We start from the raw sequence: 22,265 nt of genomic DNA, 5'->3' as shown, positions 1-22,265 counted from the left end.
TTCTTGCACAGGGTATAGGGTAATTGCCAACTACCTGATTAGGTGGGGCAAAATTAGGGGAAGGGATAGTAAAAGCGAAATTATCAATGCTAAAAGAAGAAAAATGGACAAACCCGCTGATTTTCCTGTATTGATTGATCATTACAGCAGCAATTGCCGGTTTTGCTGAATTTTCAGCTTATTATCCGTATTTTTTTTAAATGAAAGCCGTATTCACTCATGGAGCAGTCGCTCGCCTCCCGGCGAGTGACCTGTATTTCTTCGCCTTTGGCGAAGGATCGCCGGAGGCGATCAAATAGAACTCACTCGCCGGGAGGCGAGCGAGTGGGCACACGCTGCCCTTTCCGTTACGCGCTAATCTTTCCAGAGAAAAGGAAACAGGATCACCGCCAGCAGTACCACCAGTATATCCAGCCCCGCCAGCAGTGCTATCAGCTGACCCAGTCCGGCCTGGATAACATCCGCAAAAGCCACGGAAGAGATCTTCATCAGCAGCATCAGCTGGGGAATAATGAGGGGGAAGCCCATAATGGCCATCAGCGCGGCATTCTGTTGCGCCCTGGCTGCAATGGCCGCCAGGAAAGTAAATACCAGGCTGAGGCTGCAACCGCCCAGGCAAACGATGCCGGTGAACGTCCAGGGATTATTGATCGGATTGCCCATCAGCACCATAAAGAGCAGCATGCTCACCAGGCTCATCACAATCATCAGCAGGGCATTGAACAGCAGCTTCGACAATACAAAATCCCTCGCGCCGGCGATCGTATAAAAATACAACATCCGGCCACGGCTCTCCGCCAGGAAACTCTTGGCCACTGCATTCACACAGATGAACAATTGTATCATCCAGAACAATCCGTTCCAGACCTTGTCTTCCGGATGTTCCATAGCCAGGTACAACACAAAGATGGTGCTGGCCACATACAGGAGAACACCATAAAAAGTGTACTGCTGCCTGATTTCCAGCAACAGGTCTTTTTTTACGAGCGCCAGTATGGATTGAAATGAATTGATCGTTTTAGCGTTTATTGTTGCGCGAAATTAACATTTAAGCGGTCAACTGCTGATTATTTCCGTACTTTATTCCTTAATTCCACTCTACCTGGTATGACTTTAAGATCCTCTGTTTCAAGCCTGTTGGCCATCGTATGTGTAAGTATTGTAATGGTTTCCTGCAAGGATGCCAGTGTTGATCTCCGTTTTGTTCCCGATGATAATGCCCTGTATGAACTTAGTTATGATGGTTCAGGCACAGGCCTGCGGAATGGCGCTACTGAAAAACATACCATTTCCTGTGTATGGGACCTGCAGACATCCAAAGACTCCAGTTTTACCGGTATAAAGGCCACGTATAAACGCTTTAAGTTGGATGCCTTATTTCCAAAAGACACACTGAGAGTGGATACCGATCATCCCATCCCGGATTCCATCGGCCGAAACAATCCTGCGCTGATGGCGCCCTGGGTTTGGCAATCCGTGAAAGGGTTATCGTTCGGCTTTCGCATGAACAGTCTCGGTAAGATCGAAAAGATGGCTTCCTTCACACAGCTACAGACAGAGCTGGCCAAAAAGATATTGAAGGATTCCGCCCTCGCGCAGACGGACAGGTTCAGTACTGTGCTGGATATTGCTGCTTCGCAGTTCAACTCTCAGGCTATGCAGGACCTGCTGCAACAGATATTCATTGAATTTCCCGGAAGAGTAATGAAAGTGGGCGATACCGTTGGACGTACTTATAAATACAGCAATGGCCTGCCATTGGTGATAGTACAGATGTTCAAGGTAACGGAGATCACCGGTACACAGGTTGCTTTCCTGATGGGCGGCTCTGGTTTCCTGGAAGAGAGCAGTGACCATTCCCTCAAAGTGGAACAGCAGGGGAAGCTGATCGTGAATAGAAAAACCGGAATGCTGGAATCTGCGTATCTGGAAGAAGTGATCTCCGGAAAACTGGATGGTCAGCCTTTCAAACAAGATGGAACAGTAAAAGCAGTTTGCCGCAGGCTCAACTGATCATTTCCCTTCGTAATAACATTTTCTGCAACGCGGCTCATAGATATCTTTTTCACCCAGCATCAACTGCGTGGGGTTTATTACTTTTCTGTAGGAGTAGTTGGCAATATTTCCACATTTCACGCAGATGGCATGAAGCTTGGTGATAAAATCGGCTTTGGCTAAGAGGTTGGGCATCTGCCCGAAAGGTTTGGCAGTATAATCCATATCCAGTCCGGCGATGATCACACGTACACCTCTCCATGCCAGCTGATCGCATACATCGGGAAGCTGATCATCAAAGAACTGGGCTTCATCGATACCCACTACATCCACATCACTTGCCAGTAAGAGTATGGTTTGTGCACTTTCGATGGGAGTGGAAAGAATGGCGTTTTCATCGTGTGAAACGATCTGTTGTTCGTGATAACGTGTATCTATTTTTGGTTTGAAGATCTCTACGCGAAGATTGGCGATGCGCGCACGTTTCAATCTTCTGATGAGTTCTTCTGTTTTACCTGAAAACATAGAGCCGCAGATCACTTCAATACTTCCACGCCGTTCGCCGGATATGTTAGGTTCTATGAACATGATAGCGGAAATAGGTATAATAATTGTTAACTTTATGGTACAAACACTTAACCCACAAAAGTACCCACTGATTATGGAGCGTTTAGCACAATTGATCAGCAAATTAAATGAACAATTTGAACAAAATGCTGATCCATCACAACTATTGGTAACGGCTCAATTAATTGAGTCGGAACTGGTGCAATTGTCTGCCGCGTCGCGGAAGGTGCCGGGTACCTCCAAAGTGGCTGTGGTTATGCCTTCCAGCCGATCTTCATTCCCTGTTGCGGTGCAGCCGTTACCTGTGGAGGTAGTAAAAGAAGAACCTCAACCGGAACCTGTTCAGGAAATAGTGGAAGAGGAAATTGTGCCGGAAGAAACCGCGCCGGAGGTGGTGGAACTGCCTGTGATGAATGGGCATTCCAATGGGTATCATTATGACCCTATCAGAGAGATCCCAACACTGGCTCACCAGGCTGCAGGCATAGAAATCAATGATTCGATAGCTTATGCCACTCAATCCTCTCTTAATGATAAGTTAAAAGAAAATGTGGTGGAAGTGGGTCATCGGCTCACTGACTCACCGGTTCGCGATCTCAAACGCGCAATCGGAGTGAATGACCGTTTCGTATTCATCAGTGAATTGTTCCGGGGAGATGAAGTGATGTATGAGCGATCCATTAAAACCATCAATGGTTTCCGCATCCTTCCTGAAGCGGAGTACTGGATTGAAAGAGAACTGAAAGTAAAGCTGGGATGGGACGAAACCAAACCTGTTACCCGCCATTTCTATCAACTCGTCAAAAGACGGTTTTCCTGAATATAACTGGTCACCGCATTGGTGGCCCCTGTTTTTGAAGCAACATACCGGGCCGCTGCAGTAGCGGCTTTTTCGTAAGCAGTTTTGTCCTGCAACAATTCATTGAACAGTTCTTCCAGTTCCAGGGCCGTTTCGATACTGATCCCTCCGCCTGCTTCAGCCAGTTCATTAGCTTCGATGAATTTATCGTATACAGGCCCGAATACAACAGGCTTCCCATACACTGCTGCTTCCAGCACATTATGTACACCATCCTTTCCAAAGCCACCGCCAATATAAGTGATAGTGGCATAGTGATAAAGTTTGCTCAGCATGCCGATATTATCGATGATCAATGTATTTACAGACGCATCAGCCTTCAGCGTTTTACTCCATTCGGAATAGCGGATGCTGTGTTTGAAAAGTTGTTCAATATCGTGAAGATGTGGCGCATCGATCTCATGGGGAGCAATAATAAAACGCAACTCCGGGTGTGTATTGGCGTAATGGTCCAGTTCTTCTTCATCAGCATCCCAGGTGCTACCGGCCACAATCACGGGATATTTGCCACAAAAGGCTTCGATGGCGGGAAGTGGTTGAAAGCCGCTGGCAATTTCCACCACCCTGTCGAAACGCGTATCTCCATTCACCGTTACTTTTTTGAAACCGATGCCATTCAGCAGTTCGCGGGAAGCTTCATTCTGTACAAACAGTTGAGTGAAACTTTCCAGCATATACTGATGAAGGCGGCCATACCATTTAAAGAAGGGTTGGTCCGGCCTGAATATTCCGGACACCAATAGTACCGGTACTTCTTTCTTTTTGAGTGTGGTAAGATAATAATACCAGTATTCATATTTTACCCAGCAGACAAGTTTTGGATTCACCAGGTTGATGAATTTCATGGCATTGGCTTTGCTATCCATCGGCAGGTAAGCAATCAGGTCGGCTCCTTTATAGTCTTTTCTCACTTCGTATCCGGAAGGGGAGAAGAAGGTGAGCAGGACCTTATATTGGGGATATTGTGCGCGGAGGGCTTCCAGTACGGGGCGGCCCTGTTCAAATTCGCCCAGGGAAGCACAATGCATCCAGATCCACTGGTGGGCCGGATTATCAAATTGTGTTTTTATCCTTTCGAACCAATTCCGCCGTCCTTTCACCCATAAACGGGCTTTGGGATTCCAGAGGGAGGCCAGCCGGATGCCGGAACGGTATAACCAGCAGAAAATATTGTAGAAAAACAGGTGCACAGGCTAAAAAATATGAACAAATGTAAGGTGAACTGCTCAGGATGTTTACAACCTGTTCTATTTTACCCGCTTAATGTGATTGTTGAATCCGTTTTTTTGTGGTAGGTTTGTGCCCGTTTAAAAAGAAATATTCCAAGTATGCGGACAATACAAATGGTTGATTTGAAGGCGCAGTATGTTAAGATCAAGGAGGAAGTAGACACAGCTATCCAGGATGTGATTGACAATACAGCCTTCATTAATGGTAAAGCCGTTTCTGATTTTGCCGCCAGCCTTACTGCATACATGGGAGTGAAGCATGTGATACCTTGCGCCAATGGGACGGATGCACTCCAGATTGCGATGATGGCGCTGGACCTGAAGCCCGGCGATGAAGTGATCACGCCTTCCTTCACTTATGTTGCTACCACGGAAGTGATTGCATTGCTGCGCCTGCAGCCGGTTTTTGTGGAAGTAGATCCTAAAAGTTTCTGTGTAGACCCCCTGGCCATCGAAAAGGCCATTACGCCTAAAACAAAGGCGATCGTGCCCGTTCATATGTTTGGCCAGGTAGCCGATATGGAGGCTATACTGGCCATCGCCAAACGTTACAATCTTGCTGTTATCGAAGATACCGCCCAGGCAATCGGGGCAGACTATACCTTCAGCAATGGTACCACCAAAAAGGCAGGGACCATTGGCACCATTGGCACCACTTCCTTCTTCCCGTCCAAAAATCTGGGCTGTTATGGAGATGGCGGTGCAATATTCACCAATGACGATGCGTTAGCTACCCGGTTAAAAATGATTGCCAATCACGGGCAGAGCAAACGGTACTACCACGATATTGTGGGCTGTAACAGCCGTTTGGACTCTATTCAGGCGGCGGTACTCAATTGTAAACTGCCTCACCTGGATGAATATGCGGCAGCCCGCCGAGAAGCGGCTGATTATTATGATAAGGCATTTGCCAACCATCCTAAGATCAAGACCCCTTACCGTTCCCCGTTTTGCAATCATGTTTTCCATCAATACACCCTGATCCTGGAAGGCGTTGACCGTAACGGACTGAATGCATTTTTAGCAGAGAACGGAATCCCTTCAATGATTTATTATCCAGTACCCGCCCATCGTCAGAAAATGTTTGACGCCTTTGGCGGCGCAGCTTTCGATCTTACAATTACCGACTGGTTGACAGAACGGGTGATCTCGCTGCCTATGCATACCGAATTGAACGAAGAACAACTCAATTTGATCACCAACAAAGTTTTGGAGTTTATTAATAAAGGGTAAGCTCCGGGTTGAGAGAAGAAGCAAAGGTTTTTAAAGATCGATGGGCCCGCAATGCAACGATTAGGTGTTGTAATTGTCAGGGTATCGTCCGCCTGTGTAAACTTCCCATTAAACCTGACACCCTAAAAAACCATTCAAAATGAAAATCGCTGTTGTAGGTACCGGATACGTAGGATTGGTTACCGGTACTTGTTTTGCCGAAACAGGCAATGATGTAACCTGTGTAGACATCGACAAAGGGAAAGTGGAAAAACTGTCCAACGGACAGATCACCATCTATGAACCCGGACTGGAAAAACTTTTCCTCCGGAATGTAAAAGAGGAACGTCTCCGTTTCACTACCAGCCTGGAAGAAGGTATCAAAGATGCCGAGATCATCTTCCTGGCGCTGCCCACACCTCCCGGTGAGGATGGTTCCGCCGACCTGAAATACATTCTTGGCGTGGCTGACCACCTGGGCAAGATCCTGAAAGACTATAAGGTAATTGTTGATAAAAGCACCGTACCTGTAGGCACAGCCGAAAAAGTACATGCTGCTGTTTCCAAAAACTACAAAGGAGAATTTGATGTGGTGTCCAACCCCGAATTCCTCCGCGAAGGCGTTGCAGTGGACGATTTCATGAAGCCGGACCGTGTTGTGATCGGAGCTTCATCAGAAAGGGCCCGCAAACTCATGGGCGATCTGTACGCACCGTTCGTTCGCTCAGGCAATCCCGTTATTTATATGGATGTCCGCTCTGCTGAGCTCACCAAATATGCCGCCAACTCCTTCCTCGCCACCAAGATCAGCTTCATGAATGAAGTAGCCCAGCTTTGTGAAAGGCTCGGGGCAGACGTGGATATGGTGCGCCGTGGCATCGGAAGCGATGACCGCATCGGCAAAAGATTCCTTTTCCCCGGCATCGGATACGGCGGAAGCTGCTTCCCCAAAGATGTTCAGGCACTGGTGAAATCATCCAATGAAGTGGATTACGATTTCCGCATATTGAACGCTGTTATGGATGTGAACGAACGCCAGAAACTGCACCTTCTCCCCAAGATCAAAAAGTATTTCAAGGATGATCTGAAAGGAAAGAAATTCGCCATCTGGGGTCTCGCTTTCAAACCCAATACTGATGATATCCGCGAAGCTCCCGCATTATATATGATCGATGAACTGTTGAAAGCAGGCGCTTCCGTTAGCGTGTTCGACCCCGAAGCCATGGCCAATGTGAAAGGAGTAGTAGGCGATAAGATCCATTATGCAGATAACCAGTACGAATGCCTCGAAGGAGCAGATGGACTGATCATTGCTACTGAATGGAATGAATTCCGCACTCCAAACTTCCTGAAGATCGTTACAGCCCTGAAGAATAAAGTGATCTTCGACGGCCGCAACCTCTTTGAAGGCGATGCAGTGAAAGAATTAGGATTTTACTACGAAAGTGTGGGCAGGGCAACCGCCGTCCCAACCAACGGCACTTACAAAAATTAAAGCATGGCAAAAAAGCGTGTACTCATCACCGGTGCAGCAGGGTTTCTCGGATCCCATCTCTGCGACCGGTTCATTAAGGAAGGATTTCATGTGATCGGAATGGATAACCTCATTACAGGAGACCTCCGTAACATTGAACACCTCTTCAAACTGGAACAGTTCGAGTTCTATCATCATGATGTTTCAAAGTTCATCCACGTTCCCGGTGAACTGCACTATATCCTGCACTTTGCATCTCCGGCCAGTCCGATCGATTACCTGAAGATCCCCATTCAAACCCTGAAAGTGGGCTCTCTCGGTACGCATAACTGCCTTGGTCTGGCGAAAGCCAAGAAAGCACGCATCCTCGTAGCCTCCACATCGGAGATCTATGGCGATCCGCTGGTGCATCCGCAGAACGAGGAATACTGGGGCAATGTAAACCCCGTTGGTCCCCGTGGCGTATATGACGAAGCCAAACGTTTCCAGGAAGCCATGACCATGGCCTACCACAATTTCCATGGCGTGGAAACCAGGATCGTGCGGATCTTCAACACCTACGGTCCGCGTATGAGGCTCAACGATGGCCGTGCATTACCTGCATTTATCGGACAGGCCCTTCGTGGTGAAGACCTCACCGTTTTCGGAGACGGATCACAAACACGCAGCTTCTGCTTTGTAGACGATCTGGTAGAAGGCATCTATCGCCTCCTCATGAGCGATTACGCACAACCTGTGAATGTGGGGAACCCGGATGAGATCTCTCTCAAAGATTTTGCTGAAGAGATCATCAAACTCACCGGCACCAGCCAGAAGATCGTATACAAACCACTTCCTGTTGACGATCCCAAACAAAGGCAACCTGATATCACACGCGCCAAAGAAATTCTCGGATGGAGCCCCAAAGTAAGCAGGGCGGAAGGACTGAAAGTCACCTACGATTATTTCAAAGCATTGCCTTCGGACGAGTGGTACAAACAACCAAAAGAATTCGTTAGCGCCAAATAAGGAACCATCCGGTTCCTTTTGTTGCTTATACTGAAACCCCAAATCCAGACAGTAGGTAAAGAAGCACCATATCCCTTCATTTATTTACTATTCAATTTTGTTGACAATGTACCAGGATTTATTAGATAAGAAAGCAAGGTTAGCGGTTGTAGGTTTAGGTTATGTTGGTTTACCGATAGCATTGGAGTTTGCAAAAAAGATCCCTGTAATAGGTTTTGACATCAATAGCAGGCGTATCGAAATGATGCGTAAAGGCATCGACCCCAGTAAAGAAGTGGAAGTGGACCAGTTCAATGGTTGCGACATCACTTTCACAGACGATGAAGAAGTGCTCAAAACAGCCAATGTATTCATCGTTGCCGTACCTACGCCGGTGGATAAATACAATGTACCCGATCTGAAACCTTTGATCAGCGCCTCCACCACTGTGGGCCGTGTACTCAAGAAAGGAGATTATGTAGTGTTTGAATCCACCACCTATCCCGGTTGTACGGAAGAAGATTGTCTTCCTGTACTGGAGCAAATGTCCGGATTGAAAATGGGGACCGATTTCAAAATCGGTTACTCACCCGAAAGGATCAATCCCGGTGATAAAAAGAACACGCTCAAAACCGTGGTGAAAGTGGTTTCAGGTTGCGATGCGGAATCACTGGAAGAAATAGCGAAGATCTATGAACTGGTGGTGGACGCAGGCGTACACCGCGCTTCCTCCATCAAAGTGGCGGAAGCATCCAAGATCGTTGAAAATACACAGCGCGACCTCAACATCGCACTGATGAATGAACTGAGCCTGATCTTTGACAGGATGGGCGTCAACACCTTTGAAGTGATTGAAGCAGCCGGCACCAAATGGAATTTCCTGAAATTCCATCCCGGACTGGTAGGCGGTCACTGTATCGGCGTAGATCCATACTATCTCACTTACAAAGCGGCCTCACTCGGCTATGAAAGCAAAGTGATCACCGCCAGCCGTTTCATCAACGATGACATGGCAAAGTATGTGGCCAGGAAGATCATCACCCATGTACTAAGGAATTCCAATGAGCCCAAAGTACTGGTGAAGGGCGTTACCTTCAAAGAAAATGTAAGCGATATACGCAACTCAAAGATCATCGACACCGTGAAGGAACTGCTGGCCTTCAATTTCCAGGTTGATGTGGAAGACCCATATGCCGAAACTGATGAAGTACACGAGGAATACGGGCTTCACCTGACCAGGAAAGTGGCGAAAGACTATGATGCCGTTATCGTTACCGTTCCCCATGCTCCGTATGTGAGCCTGACCGATGAAGATTTTGCTTCCATCACCAGGCCACATGCGATCATAGCAGACCTTAAAGGCATTTACAAAAACAAAATCACCAGCAGAAATTACTGGAGTTTATAATGGCCAACTATTCAAAAAAGATCATGATCACCGGCGGCGCCGGTTTTATAGGCTCACATGTGGTGCGCCTCTTCGTAAACAAGTATCCCGATTACCTCATCGTGAATGTGGATGCCCTCACTTATGCAGGCAACCTCGAAAATCTTCGCGATGTGGAATCCAAAAGCAATTATGTTTTTGAAAAAGCGGATATACTGGACGAAACCGCTATCGCATCCCTTTTTGAAAAGTATGATTTCGATGGCGTGATCCATCTCGCCGCAGAAAGCCATGTAGACAGGTCCATCAAAGACCCGCTGGCTTTCGTTCGTACCAATGTACTGGGCACTGTGAACCTGCTCAATGCCAGCAAAACACACTGGAAAAAAACAGGCATGGAAGGAAAGCGTTTCTACCATGTATCCACAGACGAAGTATACGGATCACTCGGAGAAACAGGCTTCTTCACAGAAACCACTCCCTATGATCCGCGCTCACCGTATTCAGCTTCCAAAGCAAGTTCCGATCATTTCGTGAACGCATATCACCATACCTACGGATTGCCCGTTGTAATGAGCAACTGCTCCAATAACTACGGCTCCCATCATTTCCCGGAAAAGTTGATCCCGCTCATGATCAATAATATCGTGAACAATAAGCCACTGCCGGTTTATGGAAAGGGCGACAATGTGCGCGACTGGCTCTTTGTAGAAGATCATGCCACCGCCATCGATACCATCTTCCATAACGGAAAAAATGGCGACAGCTACAATGTGGGCGGGTTCAATGAATGGAAGAATATCGATATCGTGCACCTGCTCTGCAGCATCATGGATAGAAAGCTGAACCGCCCCGCAGGCGAGTCCGCCAAACTGATCACCTTTGTTACAGATCGTCCCGGACATGATCACCGTTACGCGATCGATGCCACCAAGCTCAATTCAGAGCTCGGCTGGAAACCATCCCTCCAGTTTGAGGAAGGACTGGAGAAAACGGTAGACTGGTATCTGGCCAACGAAGCCTGGATAAAGCACGTTACCACCGGAGAATACCAGCACTATTACGAAGAGCAATATAAAAAGTAGGGTGCCGCCACTCGCTCGCCTCTGGCGAGTGAGTAATATTTGTTCGCCTCCGGCGAACACCGCGTCGCCGGAGGCGACAAAATAAAAGTCACTCGCCGGAGGCGAGCGACTGCCAAACCCCGATCAACTTAAACATCAAACCGTTAACTGATGCCTTTCATTGAAACAGATTTTCCAGGGCTGATCATTTTTGAACCAGCAGTGTTTGAAGACAATCGTGGCTATTTCTTCGAATCCTATAACGACAAGGTATTTGAACAAATGGAGATCGGTCCCTTTCTGCAAGACAATCAATCGCATTCCAAATACGGTGTGATCCGTGGCCTTCACTACCAGCTGTCTCCTCATGCACAGGCCAAACTGGTACGCGTGCTCAACGGTTCCATCCTGGACATAGCAGTGGATATCCGCAAAGGGTCACCCACATTCGGTAAAGTATTCTCTATAGAACTCACTGCCGAAAATAAAAAGCAACTATACATTCCCGGTGGATTCGCCCACGGTTTTTCCGTGCTCAGCGAAACGGCCGATGTACTGTACAAATGCGATTCTTTCTACAACAAGGAGTCCGAAGGAGGTATCGTATATAATGATGCCCAACTGAATATCGACTGGAAGATCCCGGCAGACAAAGTGATCGTTTCACCCAAAGACCTGCTGAATCCTGTGTTTGCCGAATGCCGTAACAATTTTGAATTTCATTCATAAAGCTTTATGGCAAAACCTATCATCCTGATCACCGGCGTTAACGGACAACTGGGCTCAGAGCTCAGGGCATTGCAGCATCAATATCCTGCATTCGGGTTCATCGGAACTGACCGCCATGAACTGTCAATACAGGATGAAGCGGCAGTGAATGACTGGTTCAACCAGCATCAACCTGCTTACTGCATCAATGCCGCCGCCTACACGGCCGTTGACAAAGCAGAAACCGACCAGGAACTGGCTTATGCTATCAATGCTAACGGTACAGGATACCTGTCCGCAGCCTGCGCTGCCCATGGGACCAAATTCATACACATTTCCACAGACTACGTGTTCAATGGCAGTTCTGAACAACCTTACAAAGAAACGGACCCAACGGACCCCATCAACGTATACGGCGCATCCAAACTGAAAGGAGAGGAGCTCAGTCAACAGAACAACCCTGACAGTATCATCATCCGCACCGCCTGGGTGTATTCAGCTTTCGGCAACAACTTCGTGAAAACAATGTTGCGCCTGATGAAGGACCGCCCGGCCCTCAATGTAGTGAACGATCAGGTCGGTGCACCCACTTACGCTGCAGACCTGGCCGCAGCCATCCTGCAGATCATCGCTGAGGGCAACTGGAAACCCGGCATCTATCATTACAGCAACAAGGGGCGCATCAGCTGGTACGATTTTGCTGTGGCCATCAGGAACCACAGTGGCAGCAATTGTGAAGTACATCCCATTCCTTCTTCACAATACCCTACTCCTGCAAAACGTCCTTCATTCTCCCTGCTGAACACAGAAAAGATACAGTCGGCCTTCCAGCTGCAGATACCTGCATGGGAAGAAAGCCTGCTTCGCTGCCTTCAGCAACTAAACGTTTCCGCATAACATGAACAGGCAACGCGATATCATTTGTTTCAGCCTCAGCAGATGGGATTCCGAGATCTCCTCACCGGCATTATCGCTTGCCAAAGAATTTGCACGCAATAACCGCGTATTCTATATCGATCACCCTTTCAGCTGGAAAGATTATTACCAGCTCAAACATACAGATCAGATCAAACGCAGGAAACCTGCATTGCTGCATGGCAAAGATCCCTACAGCAATCCTCCGGGCCTGCCTGCCAATCTAACGGTGGTGACTACCCGCCTTACATGGCCCATCAATTTCCTCCCGCCAGGCGCTGTATACAATAGTATGGCTGCCCTGAACAACAGGATCGTGCTACGCACCATCCGTCAGCTGATCAAAGACTATAACCTGAAAGATTTCGTCTACCTCAATTTCTTCGATCCCTACTTTGTACAAAAACTGCCGGATGATATCAAGGCGCTCACTGCAGTTTCCGTATACCAATCTATGGATGATATTTCGCAGGTAGCATACTCACACCGGCATGGCACCAGGCTGGAAGAAACTATCATCAGCAATTTCGATTACACCCTCTGCACCTCCAAAGAGCTGACGAGATTGAAATCGCCCTTCTCCAAAAATGTATTCTTCCATCCCAATGCAGCAGACATCGATATTTTCAAAACAGCCTTAACGCAATTACTTCCCAAACCGGAAGCATTACAATCCATCGATCCCAATAAAAAGATCATCGGCTATACCGGCAGCATCGAATACCGCTCGGATTTTGAACTGCTCAGGAAGATCGCTGAACACCATTCAGATAAGATCCTCTTCTTTGTTGGCCCCATCCAGGGTAATGAACATGAAGAATCCGGTCTCACCAAAATGCCGAACGTGATCTTTGCCGGACCGCGTAAGATCACGGAACTTCCTGCCTTCCTGCAATACTTCGATTGCGTGATCATTCCCTTCCGCAAGAACACCCTCACCAAAAGTATCTATCCCCTCAAGATCAATGAATACCTGGCGGCAGGCAAACCTGTGATCGCCACCCATTTCTCAGAAGACATTTACACTTTCCGCGATGTAGCATATATCGCAGACTCACACGAACAATTCCTGCAGCTCATCGATACCGCTATCGATGAGAACAACTCCACACTTCAGCAAAAACGAGTGGAGGTTGCCTCGGAAAATACATGGACTGCACGAGTTGCTCAATTCTGGCGCATTTTGCATTCTCGGGTTTAAAAATGCGGTAGTCGAAACAAACCACCGCAGGTGGAATTAAATTCTACTGAGGTGGGAGGGATGGGGCTATGGAATATGATTGAGCTGTGGAGCTTTTGTTTCGAAGACCGACATTTTTTAAACCCTCGACTGCATGGGGTCCTATATGCGGCAGATCAGGTGCAGCACAGAGAAGAAAAGATGAGTTATGGTAGGTGTAATATTTTTTGTAAGTATTTGTAATACTCTATCGTGGATGATCAGTTGGGATGGAATTTGAAGGGAGGGGAAAGGTGGTCGTTATCTTCATCATCATCTTCTTCATCCTCTTCTTTTTCTTCGTCGTTGAGGTGACGGAAGGGGGCGTGTTGGGTGAGATTGATTTCGTCTTCGCGGGTGATGGTATCATCGTCGTCGCCCATGAGGTCCCAGTTAAGGAACTGGCAGATTTTGAGGAGCAGGGGTTTTACAAAGAGGTGGGCGTTGTTGAAGCGGGAGCTAACGATTACGATAAGGTTGGTGGCGTGTGATTCCGGTGAATCATAGAACCAGTTATCGTGTTGTGCGGCGCAGAGCAGTGTGATGGAGAGGTAGTGCTTGAAATCCTTGCTGTTGGAGAAATGGTGTTCGTTGGTTTGGATGAGTTCCGGCATTTGATTCAGGAACCTGACCAGGTCGGCTGTGTTGTAGAATTCATCCAGTTGATTGTTTTTGCAGATGTTGTAAGAGCGGTAAAATGTTGAGTTCATAAAACAGTCATGAATTAAGAAAAAGGTTTGAAAAAAAGAACAGAAGGGAGAGGCGCACCTGGAACACGATCAGCGAAATCCCCCGGGGTGGAGCAGATGGGCTGCGAAGAACTCAGTTAGCGATACAAAGTTGGATCAAACCAACCAACGGCCCAAATTTATTCTCCCGCGTCGGTATATTTTGCCCGCCGTCGGGTCACACACCGCCTTGAGCCATCAAAAAACCAAATCAAAGCCTATCTGCCGGGGGAAGCCTATTTTTGTTGGGTCTAATCAACTTTTTCACACATTTAAACGGATTACTATGGCATCGATCCATCCTTACCTTAATTTCATGGGTAATACGGAGGAGGTTTTCACTTTCTACAAGTCAGTATTCGGTGGTGAGTTCGTAAACCTTACCCGGTTCAGGGATATGCCGGGGATGGCGGACAATATGCCAGAAGCTGAAAAAAGTATGATCATGCATATCGCCCTTCCGATCAATAATAACGTGATGCTGATGGGGACGGATGCATTGGAATCGCAGGGGCATAAGGCTGTTAATGGTACTACCATTTCTCTGGCTGTTACACCTGATTCAAAAGAAGACGGTGAGCGTATCTTCAATGCATTGTCTGCCGGCGGAACTGTGGAAGTGCCTTATGATAAAGCTCCCTGGGGCGCCTGGTTCGGGATGTTCAACGATAAATACGGTATCAAATGGATGGTGAATTTCGATGAGAAATAAACCAGTTCATATACAACGGATCATTCCTTTCATTCAATAGAATACAGGTAACGGTATTGGTTGACCGAACCTGGTAATTTTCCTAAGCAAATGCCCGGCAATTTTATTTGGCGGGCATTTTGCATTTCAATAACTTTATATATATCATCTCATCACAGCGTTTTAGCTCGCGCTTATTCCCCTCCCTTTACTGATTAGCCCCGCCTGGAGACCAGATTTTTTCAGTACATCTATTTACCATCCTAATCAGTAACTATGCGAATACTTCTATTTGTAGTAGCCTTTCTTTGCGGAGCTGTATCGCTGATCCACGCACAATGTCCTTTCCCTGCGGGTACTCCTGACGGGCCCTGTACCGGAACACCTCTTACCGATGGGGCCAATGTGAATACCGGTGATGTTTACGCTTATTCCGGCGCAGCCACCACCTTGAACAATGTGAATTTAAGCGGCGGCACCATACAGGTTTGCGGCACGCTCACCATTCAGAACCTGAACTTCAATGGGGGAACGATTGTGGTGATGACCGGTGGCAGTCTTACCCTTCCGGGTGTAAACCTCAATACCGGCAGTGGCATCACTAATCACGGCACCATCACCGTTAATGGTAGTCTTAATGTGGGTGGGACTGATGGTATGTTTGTGAATTACGGAACAGCCAATTTGAATGGACCATTAAGTCTGACTTCCACCACGGCCGATATGGTGAATGCTTCACCCGCTGCCGTGGTGAACGCAGCTGGATTCACAGTGAGTTTGTCTGGCGAGGCAGTGAATCTCGGAACTGTGAATGTGGGAACGCTTACCATCAATGGAAGCGCTGATGTTTGCCTGGGACCTAACTCGGTGGTGAATGCCGGTGACCTGGCCAATAATGAACTGGATGGAGTGATTGTGCGGCCGGTGGGAAGTAATGCCTGTGTTTACTATACCGGCAATGCTTTGCTCAACAGTGACCTTACAGACGAGCCCAACCTGTTGGTTTGCCAGGCAACCGGGGCAACCACCAGCGGCGCAGGAAACTTCGGCGCAGCCACAGTTACACCTGATTGTACAGGCTGCACGATTGTATTACCAGTGGTACTGGAATCTTTCCATGCATTGATCAGCGGGCAACAGGTACGCGTGCTCTGGAAGAGCAGTTCGGAGGATAATATGGAAGGGTACGGACTGGAACAAAGTGCTGATGGAAACAATTTTTCGCAGGTGGCCTTCGTACAGGCTAAAAACAGGCCGTCATCCTATCAATACACCCTGGGTCTGCAAGCAGCCGTTTATTTTCGGTTACGCATGCAGGATAGGGATGGAAGGTATCAGCATTCGAAAGTCATCTATGTGAAGTCCGATGATGCCGGTCAGGATAAGATCAGGATGCTTTGCAGCCCCTGCAGCGGTTATCAATTGCCCGTAAGGCTGATCACGCGGGAGGCGCAACAGGGTAAGCTGATCATCAGTAATTTTTCAGGACAGGTTTTGAGCCAGGTGACAGTGAAGCTGGAAGCTGGTCAACAGGACATCATGGTTCCGGTGAACGGAATGGCGGCAGGTTTGTATACGCTGCGCTTTGTGGGTAGCAGGTACAATATCGGGCCGGTGCGGTGGATGAAGGGAGGTGATTAATCCTCCTCATCCACCAGGATCATGGCATCTTCTTCATCCATCATCATAGCATCGCTGTTCTTGCAGCGTACCATGGTAACGCTGCGGTGCAGGGCGCTGCGATAGCGGTCTCCAATGGGGATCATACGGTCTTCCATATAGATCCGCTCCTTGTCGAAGCTCTGGATGCTTGAAATTCCCACGATATAAGAGCGGTGTACGCGGCAGAAGCCTTCTGCCGGTAATAATTTCTCAATCTGGCGCATCGATACCAGGCACATGAACACACGGGAGGAGGTAACGATCTGCACATAATTGCTTCTTGCTTCTATGTATAAGATGGAAGCAAAATCCACGCGTACGTAACGCCCCTGTTCCTTAACAAAAAAGAATGTCTGCATAGCAATTAGGGTTTCTGGAGGTCCACAATGATTTTTATCTCTACTACAAATTATATATAGACACACAAAGGAGAATTTAGGACTACTCTTAGTACATTTTTTTTATTTTATTTTACAATTAGAAGCGAATGACCTCAAACTGACAGCGAAAACCCTTTATTTATGGATAAAATTTATTGTGTGGCAGATACGTGGTGTGCGGAATCAGAAGGTTTTCGTAAGTTGTAGCCTTAAATTCTAAACGGCCGTTTGATTGACAGAACAGGATCTGATACAACAACTCCGAAGTGGGGATGAGCTTTCGTTTAAGAAGTTGGTGGAAGACTGCCAGGATATGGTTTACAACACGGCCCTCAGCATCGTGCACGATACTTCCGATGCGGAAGATGTGGCGCAGGAAGTGTTCATCCAGGTATACCGTTCCATCGACCAGTTCAAGGGCGACAGCCGTCTCAGCACCTGGATCTACCGGATCACGGTAACGAAGAGTCTTGACCTGATCCGGAGCCGGAAACGGAAGAAACGGTTTGCCTTCATCACCAGCCTGTTTGGACCTGACAATGAAGTGCTCCATGACCCCGTGAATTTCCACCATCCCGGCGTGGCGCTGGACCAGAAGGAGCAGGCCGCCATCCTGTTCAGGCTGATCGATCAGTTGCCTGAGAACCAGAAAACAGCCTTTATTTTATTGAAATCCGAGGAATTGAGCTACCAGGAGATAGCCCAGGTGATGAATCTGAGCGTTTCAGCGGTGGAATCCCTGCTGTTCAGGGCCCGGCAGAACCTGCGTAAACTGCTGGAGCAGCAGCCTGGTCAGAAAAGGAAATAGTCGCATGTTTTCTATAATAATAACGTCAAACAACATAGTTTTGATAAACACATCAGTATGTCACCTGAGATGAACAATAAAGAACAAGATGAGATCCTGGACAGCCTCCGGGGAATGAAGCGTGCCGCGGCGCCGGAGTTCTTTTATACCAGGCTCCGGGCCAGGATGGAACAGGAGCTGGAAACGGCATCCATCGGCAAATTCGGAAGACTATTGACCAGGCCGGCCCTTTCCCTGGGTCTGGCAGCCATTGTAGTGCTGCTGAATATCACTACCATCATGAAAATGGTGCAGAGCCCGGCTGGTCCACCCGTCACTGACCAGTCCGCTCCCATGGTTGTAGCCGATTACTCATCCATTAACACCTACGCGGTGTATGACGAAACACCGAACGAACCATGAAGAAATTCCCGCAACAGAAATGGCTTCTCTGGCTTGTAGTAATATTGCTTGGTACCAACATTCTGACCCTTAGCTTTTACTGGTTGAAAGAAAGGCCTGCCAAGACGGCCTCTTCCACTGCCGACAGGCAAAGGAAAATGGGACAGTTCATGGTAAATGAGCTGAAGCTGAGCCCAGAGCAGGAAAACGTTTACTGGAAACTGCGGGATACACTGATAGCACAACAAAAGCCCGTGCTGGACTCTATCCGGGCTTCAAAGAAAAGGTTCTTCGACCTGATGAAGATCATACATGATCCTCAATATGATTCCCTTCTCTCAGCGCGCGGCCAGGATGTTACTGCCCTGCAACGCCAGCTGGACCTGATCACTATCCATCATTTCGAGAAAGTGCGCGCACTTTGTACTGAAGAGCAACTGGTGAAATTCGATACCGTGATTGCGGAGATCGTGAACCGGATGACCTGGGGCAAGAAGCCGCCGCAGCCTAATTCAGACTCTCTCAAGGCAAAATAGTCAATCTTTTTTCTGCTGGCTGGAAGCCGAAATTTGTCTACTTCGTATGCAATAAAATCTTCCTACATTACCGGCATGGATATTAAAGCCTACCATGAAAGAATCGGGTATACCGGCGGTTCCGAGCCAACACTGGAAACTTTGATCGCCCTGCAGAAAGCGCACCTGCTGACTGTTCCATTCGAAAACCTCGATATTCACCGCAATATTCCCATCTACATAGATCCTCCTGCGCAGTGGGACAAAGTGGTGCGCAAACGGAGAGGCGGTTTCTGTTATGAACTGAACAGCCTGTTCTACCAGTTGCTGCATGCCATGAAATTTGAGACCGTCATGGTATCTGCGCGAACTTACAATTATGAGCGCGGGAATTTTGGGCCCGAGTATGATCATATGGGAATACTGGTATACGTTCGCAATATCCTGTACCTGGTGGATGTGGGTTATGGCGATTTTTCCATGCGGCCGCTGGAGCTGGATTTTCAAATGGACCAGGATGATGAGCGCAATATCTACCGGATGCGCACACACGATATGAATGATCTGCTGGTGAGCAGGGTAGAGAACCATACTGCGAAACCGCTCTATGTTTTTACGCATACTCCCTGCAAGCTGCGCGAATTCGAGGAGATGTGCAAGCATCACCAGGTGAGCCCCGGATCAAGGTTTGCGGGGAAGCGGCTGGTGACGATGGCAACGGAGAAAGGCAGAAAAACCTTAAGCGGCAATACATTCAAGGTAACTTATGAGAAGGAGGATTTTGAATTGGAGATTGAAACGGAGGAGGAAGTGAAGGCATTATTGAAAAAGGAATTCGGGATCGATCTTCAATATTCATGATATAACGGTAATGCATAGTTGAATTACCATAATGCACAGCTAAATGCAGTTTTTGTGCATAAACCCTGTGATTAATTATTTTTTTGTTGTATATGATAATTGCTTAAATTGTATAAGAGATCAGTAGAGAAGCAATTTTTTTCTGGTCCAATACCTACCGGAATCCTCACTATTCAATCGTACGAAGCCTTGCAGTCTAAAAGGATTTAGCACATGTCTGGCATAATTTTTTTATACCTATTTCAGTTAGCAACAGGATGATGAAGGCTGTTGAGGAAAAGTACGTTATTTCCTTTGTGTCAACTTTTAGTTACATCTGGTAATATATGCCAGAGCGTAAATTTCGTTTTGAAAATATGCGGCCATTTTTCTTCCGTCACATAATTGCACAATTGTGACATTGTTTTCTTATTTTGTTGCGCTTAATCAAATGCGCCAAAATTGAATGAAAAACACCTATAATCTTATCCTCTGTGAGCCGCATCAGACCATAATCTATATTTCCGATTTTCAAAAGGCTCTATAAGATGATCATTGGTGACTATTTCAAAGATGAAATTGAATTCATTCGTGCATTTCATTTGAAGGATGAAAAAGCTTACAAGCGTTTGTTTGATGAGTACTATAGTGAGATCGTATATTTCTCTTATAAACTCACGAACAATGAAGCGGTGGCAGAAGAGATAGTAGCTGATTCCTTCATGAAAGTTTTCAATCGTTCTACAGTATTTCCCAGTATTGCGAATATCAAATCCTTCCTTTATATAACGAGCAGGAATGCCTGCTTTGATTATCTCACACGCGAGAAGGCCAGGAGCAGGAACAACTTCGAGTTCCAATATCTGCTGGATAAGGAAGATGGCTCCCCGCTTGACTTTGAGCGGATGAATGCCGAGCTGATAAATACACTCCACAAGGAAATAAAAAAGCTTCCACCACTTTCACAGAAGGTGATCACGTTAAGGGTTTTTGAGCAGCTGGAACCGAATAAGGTTGCGGAAGTGCTCGGGATCACTTATCAAACTGTAAAGAATCAAACCTGGATTGCTACGAGCAGATTGAAAAATTCTTTGCCGCTGTTGAAGAAACATGTTGCGGAGTTGATGCTGGTATTGATCAGTTCTGTTTTAGTTTGATGCGTGATCAATCATTAATAATTATACATACCACTATCGTGGTATTTTTTTTTCGAAATATTCTTAAATGGCAAGGTACTTTTCCAGGTCTACTCTGTTATAATAATAGAGAACGATGAGAATTGATGCTGATAAAATTTGAATCGCATGCATGAAGTAGAAGAAAGATTAAAGGAATTGATTGTTTTGAAGATAACAAAAGGGTTGTCGGAGGAACAGAGTAAAGAATTGGATGAGTTGAAAAAAATTCCTGGAGTGGAATTGTTCATTGAAAAAATGACGAAGGAATATCTCGTTGAAGAGATTAAAGTCATCAAAAAATTAGATGAACGCAAGCCCCTCGTTTGGGATAATATGCGGCCGGGCATCGACCTCAGAAAGAAAGTGCTTACGCTCTGGCAAAAAATGGCGATAGCCGCTTCTTTTGCGATTGTAGTTTCTGGTGGTGTTTACCTCTATCTTAATATGACCAGGAATGAAAGTCCGGTGGTGGTTGAAAAAACGAAAGATCTTTTACAACAGGATATTTTACCGCCCGAAGGTACAGCCATATTAACATTGGCTGATGGCAGGAAGGTAGCGCTCGATGGTAAGCAAAATGCGGCCCTGGTCAACCAGGGTGGTAGTTCCATCAGCAATGAATCCGACGGACTTGTATACAATCAGGGTGAAGCTGCGAAGGAAGTGCTGAATACGGTGACCACTCCGCGTGGTGTGATGTTCTCAGTAACGATGGCAGATGGTACCAGGGCCTGGCTGAATACAGCGAGTTCAATCAGGTACCCTGCAGCATTCACCGGCACTGAGCGAAGAGTAACCATTACCGGTGAAGTATACTTCGATGTTGCCAAAGATGCCAAACGACCTTTCATTGTAATGGCTGATAATTCCGAGATCCGCGTTTTAGGCACTCAGTTCAATGTGAATGCCTATTCAAACGAACCTTCAGTAAGGACCACACTGGTCACAGGTAAGGTGGAAGTAGGAATGCCGGCGATCAAAGATAAAGCAGTATTGAAACCTGGTCAGCAGGCCAGGGCCCAAAGAGGCGATGCTGCACTAGCTCTTATCAAGAATGCAGATCTTGAAGAAGTGATGGGCTGGAGGAACGACAAGTTCGTTTTCCAGGGAGAGGGCGCCACCATCCAGGAAATCATGAAACAACTCCAGCGGTACTACGACATCGATGTAGAGTACCAGGGGAAGATTCCTGATGATCATTTTGTAGCGATCATGCCCCGTTCACTGCCGATCAGCCGGATACTGCAGGTATTGCAGAAGACGGAGCGGATCAAGTTCAGGATCGATGACAGAAAAGTTATCGTAATGCCATGAAGTTCTTTTACGAAGTAGATGATATCGCTTCGTATATACAAGATAGTTATTCCCAATTTTTACGGCAGGGTATGTCCATATTCTGCCATTCGATTCAGCTCTTTAAAAGATTTTTTGGATTTTCTCATGTGATCTTAGTGTTTTGAAAGAAC

Annotated in this window: 23 protein-coding genes; 18 read left to right on the top strand and 5 right to left on the bottom strand. The window is 47.0% G+C overall.

Going from position 1 to position 22,265, the window contains the following annotated elements; genetic code table 11:
* Positions 1-354 precede the first annotated feature (354 nt).
* Complete coding sequence (locus tag D9Y29_RS07170; protein WP_277601114.1) at positions 355-993, bottom strand: heme exporter protein CcmB; 639 nt, start codon at positions 991-993, stop codon at positions 355-357.
* 114 nt (positions 994-1,107) lie between these two features.
* Between D9Y29_RS07170 and D9Y29_RS07165 the strand changes: the two genes are divergently transcribed.
* A complete protein-coding gene (locus D9Y29_RS07165) occupies positions 1,108-2,013 on the top strand; it encodes a DUF6263 family protein (RefSeq protein WP_127126461.1) in 906 nt (301 codons plus the stop codon).
* Here D9Y29_RS07165 and D9Y29_RS07160 read toward each other — a convergent pair whose 3' ends face one another.
* The gene (locus D9Y29_RS07160) at positions 2,014-2,583 is read right to left on the bottom strand and encodes a thymidine kinase (protein WP_127126459.1); all 570 of its coding nucleotides are present in this window, start codon (positions 2,581-2,583) and stop codon (positions 2,014-2,016) included. It lies immediately after the preceding gene.
* A gap of 73 nt (positions 2,584-2,656) precedes the next feature.
* Between D9Y29_RS07160 and D9Y29_RS07155 the strand changes: the two genes are divergently transcribed.
* The gene (locus D9Y29_RS07155; RefSeq protein WP_127126457.1) at positions 2,657-3,382 is read left to right on the top strand and encodes a hypothetical protein; all 726 of its coding nucleotides are present in this window, start codon (positions 2,657-2,659) and stop codon (positions 3,380-3,382) included.
* Here the strand turns inward: D9Y29_RS07155 and D9Y29_RS07150 are convergent.
* Positions 3,355-4,611, bottom strand: coding sequence for a 3-deoxy-D-manno-octulosonic acid transferase (locus D9Y29_RS07150; protein ID WP_127126455.1), 1,257 nt, complete (start codon positions 4,609-4,611; stop codon positions 3,355-3,357). The two genes, D9Y29_RS07155 and D9Y29_RS07150, sit on opposite strands and share 28 nt — an antisense overlap.
* A 138-nt stretch (positions 4,612-4,749) precedes the next feature.
* Between D9Y29_RS07150 and D9Y29_RS07145 the strand changes: the two genes are divergently transcribed.
* The 8 genes from D9Y29_RS07145 (at position 4,750) to D9Y29_RS07110 (ending at position 13,598) form a co-directional block, all read left to right on the top strand.
* A complete protein-coding gene (locus D9Y29_RS07145; RefSeq protein WP_127126453.1) occupies positions 4,750-5,883 on the top strand; it encodes a DegT/DnrJ/EryC1/StrS family aminotransferase in 1,134 nt (377 codons plus the stop codon).
* Between the two features lie 139 nt (positions 5,884-6,022).
* Positions 6,023-7,357, top strand: coding sequence for a UDP-glucose dehydrogenase family protein (locus D9Y29_RS07140; RefSeq protein ID WP_127126451.1), 1,335 nt, complete (start codon positions 6,023-6,025; stop codon positions 7,355-7,357).
* A gap of 3 nt (positions 7,358-7,360) precedes the next feature.
* Positions 7,361-8,344, top strand: a complete 984-nt coding sequence (locus D9Y29_RS07135) for a UDP-glucuronic acid decarboxylase family protein (protein WP_127126449.1) — start codon at positions 7,361-7,363, stop codon at positions 8,342-8,344.
* Between the two features lie 106 nt (positions 8,345-8,450).
* Positions 8,451-9,731 carry a nucleotide sugar dehydrogenase gene (locus tag D9Y29_RS07130; protein WP_127126447.1) on the top strand — a complete coding sequence of 427 codons (1,281 nt, stop codon included), beginning with the start codon at positions 8,451-8,453 and terminating at the stop codon, positions 9,729-9,731.
* On the top strand, positions 9,731-10,795 hold the full coding sequence (gene rfbB, locus D9Y29_RS07125; RefSeq protein ID WP_127126445.1) for a dTDP-glucose 4,6-dehydratase: 1,065 nt from the start codon (positions 9,731-9,733) through the stop codon (positions 10,793-10,795). Before D9Y29_RS07130 ends, rfbB begins: the two co-directional genes overlap by 1 nt.
* 150 nt (positions 10,796-10,945) lie before the next feature.
* Complete coding sequence (gene rfbC / locus D9Y29_RS07120; protein ID WP_127126443.1) at positions 10,946-11,503, top strand: dTDP-4-dehydrorhamnose 3,5-epimerase; 558 nt, start codon at positions 10,946-10,948, stop codon at positions 11,501-11,503.
* 6 nt (positions 11,504-11,509) lie between these two features.
* On the top strand, positions 11,510-12,379 hold the full coding sequence (gene rfbD, locus D9Y29_RS07115) for a dTDP-4-dehydrorhamnose reductase (RefSeq protein ID WP_127126441.1): 870 nt from the start codon (positions 11,510-11,512) through the stop codon (positions 12,377-12,379).
* Position 12,380: 1 nt separating this feature from the next.
* Entirely contained in the window at positions 12,381-13,598 is a 1,218-nt protein-coding gene (locus tag D9Y29_RS07110; RefSeq protein ID WP_127126439.1) for a glycosyltransferase, read from the top strand.
* Positions 13,599-13,837: 239 nt separating this feature from the next.
* On the opposite strand, the gene D9Y29_RS07105 is transcribed toward D9Y29_RS07110, so the two are convergent.
* Positions 13,838-14,326 carry a hypothetical protein gene (locus tag D9Y29_RS07105; protein WP_127126437.1) on the bottom strand — a complete coding sequence of 163 codons (489 nt, stop codon included), beginning with the start codon at positions 14,324-14,326 and terminating at the stop codon, positions 13,838-13,840.
* Between the two features lie 304 nt (positions 14,327-14,630).
* Between D9Y29_RS07105 and D9Y29_RS07100 the strand changes: the two genes are divergently transcribed.
* On the top strand, positions 14,631-15,056 hold the full coding sequence (locus D9Y29_RS07100; RefSeq protein ID WP_127126435.1) for a VOC family protein: 426 nt from the start codon (positions 14,631-14,633) through the stop codon (positions 15,054-15,056).
* Between the two features lie 255 nt (positions 15,057-15,311).
* A complete protein-coding gene (locus tag D9Y29_RS07095; protein ID WP_127126433.1) occupies positions 15,312-16,676 on the top strand; it encodes a hypothetical protein in 1,365 nt (454 codons plus the stop codon).
* Here the strand turns inward: D9Y29_RS07095 and D9Y29_RS07090 are convergent.
* Positions 16,673-17,056, bottom strand: coding sequence for a LytR/AlgR family response regulator transcription factor (locus D9Y29_RS07090; protein WP_127126431.1), 384 nt, complete (start codon positions 17,054-17,056; stop codon positions 16,673-16,675). The two genes, D9Y29_RS07095 and D9Y29_RS07090, sit on opposite strands and share 4 nt — an antisense overlap.
* A 253-nt stretch (positions 17,057-17,309) precedes the next feature.
* Here D9Y29_RS07090 and D9Y29_RS07085 point away from each other — a divergent pair, with 253 nt between their 5' ends.
* The 6 genes from D9Y29_RS07085 to D9Y29_RS07060 all read left to right on the top strand — a co-directional run bounded on the left by D9Y29_RS07085 (position 17,310) and on the right by D9Y29_RS07060 (position 22,113).
* The gene (locus D9Y29_RS07085) at positions 17,310-17,885 is read left to right on the top strand and encodes an RNA polymerase sigma factor (protein ID WP_127126429.1); all 576 of its coding nucleotides are present in this window, start codon (positions 17,310-17,312) and stop codon (positions 17,883-17,885) included.
* A gap of 57 nt (positions 17,886-17,942) precedes the next feature.
* On the top strand, positions 17,943-18,287 hold the full coding sequence (locus tag D9Y29_RS07080; RefSeq protein ID WP_127126427.1) for a hypothetical protein: 345 nt from the start codon (positions 17,943-17,945) through the stop codon (positions 18,285-18,287).
* A complete protein-coding gene (locus D9Y29_RS07075) occupies positions 18,284-18,802 on the top strand; it encodes a Spy/CpxP family protein refolding chaperone (protein ID WP_127126425.1) in 519 nt (172 codons plus the stop codon). The genes D9Y29_RS07080 and D9Y29_RS07075 overlap by 4 nt, the downstream gene beginning before the upstream one ends.
* A gap of 75 nt (positions 18,803-18,877) precedes the next feature.
* Complete coding sequence (locus D9Y29_RS07070) at positions 18,878-19,642, top strand: arylamine N-acetyltransferase family protein (RefSeq protein ID WP_127126423.1); 765 nt, start codon at positions 18,878-18,880, stop codon at positions 19,640-19,642.
* Positions 19,643-20,169: 527 nt separating this feature from the next.
* Positions 20,170-20,778, top strand: a complete 609-nt coding sequence (locus tag D9Y29_RS07065; RefSeq protein WP_127126421.1) for an RNA polymerase sigma factor — start codon at positions 20,170-20,172, stop codon at positions 20,776-20,778.
* Positions 20,779-20,925: 147 nt separating this feature from the next.
* Entirely contained in the window at positions 20,926-22,113 is a 1,188-nt protein-coding gene (locus D9Y29_RS07060) for a FecR family protein (RefSeq protein ID WP_127126419.1), read from the top strand.
* The last annotated feature ends 152 nt before the right edge of the window (positions 22,114-22,265 follow it).

It is taken from the genome of Pseudoflavitalea rhizosphaerae, from assembly GCF_003991355.1.
Classification (GTDB): domain Bacteria; phylum Bacteroidota; class Bacteroidia; order Chitinophagales; family Chitinophagaceae; genus Pseudobacter; species Pseudobacter rhizosphaerae.
Note: the sequence above shows the minus strand (reverse complement) of the source record. Positions and strands in the feature narration are given on the sequence as shown.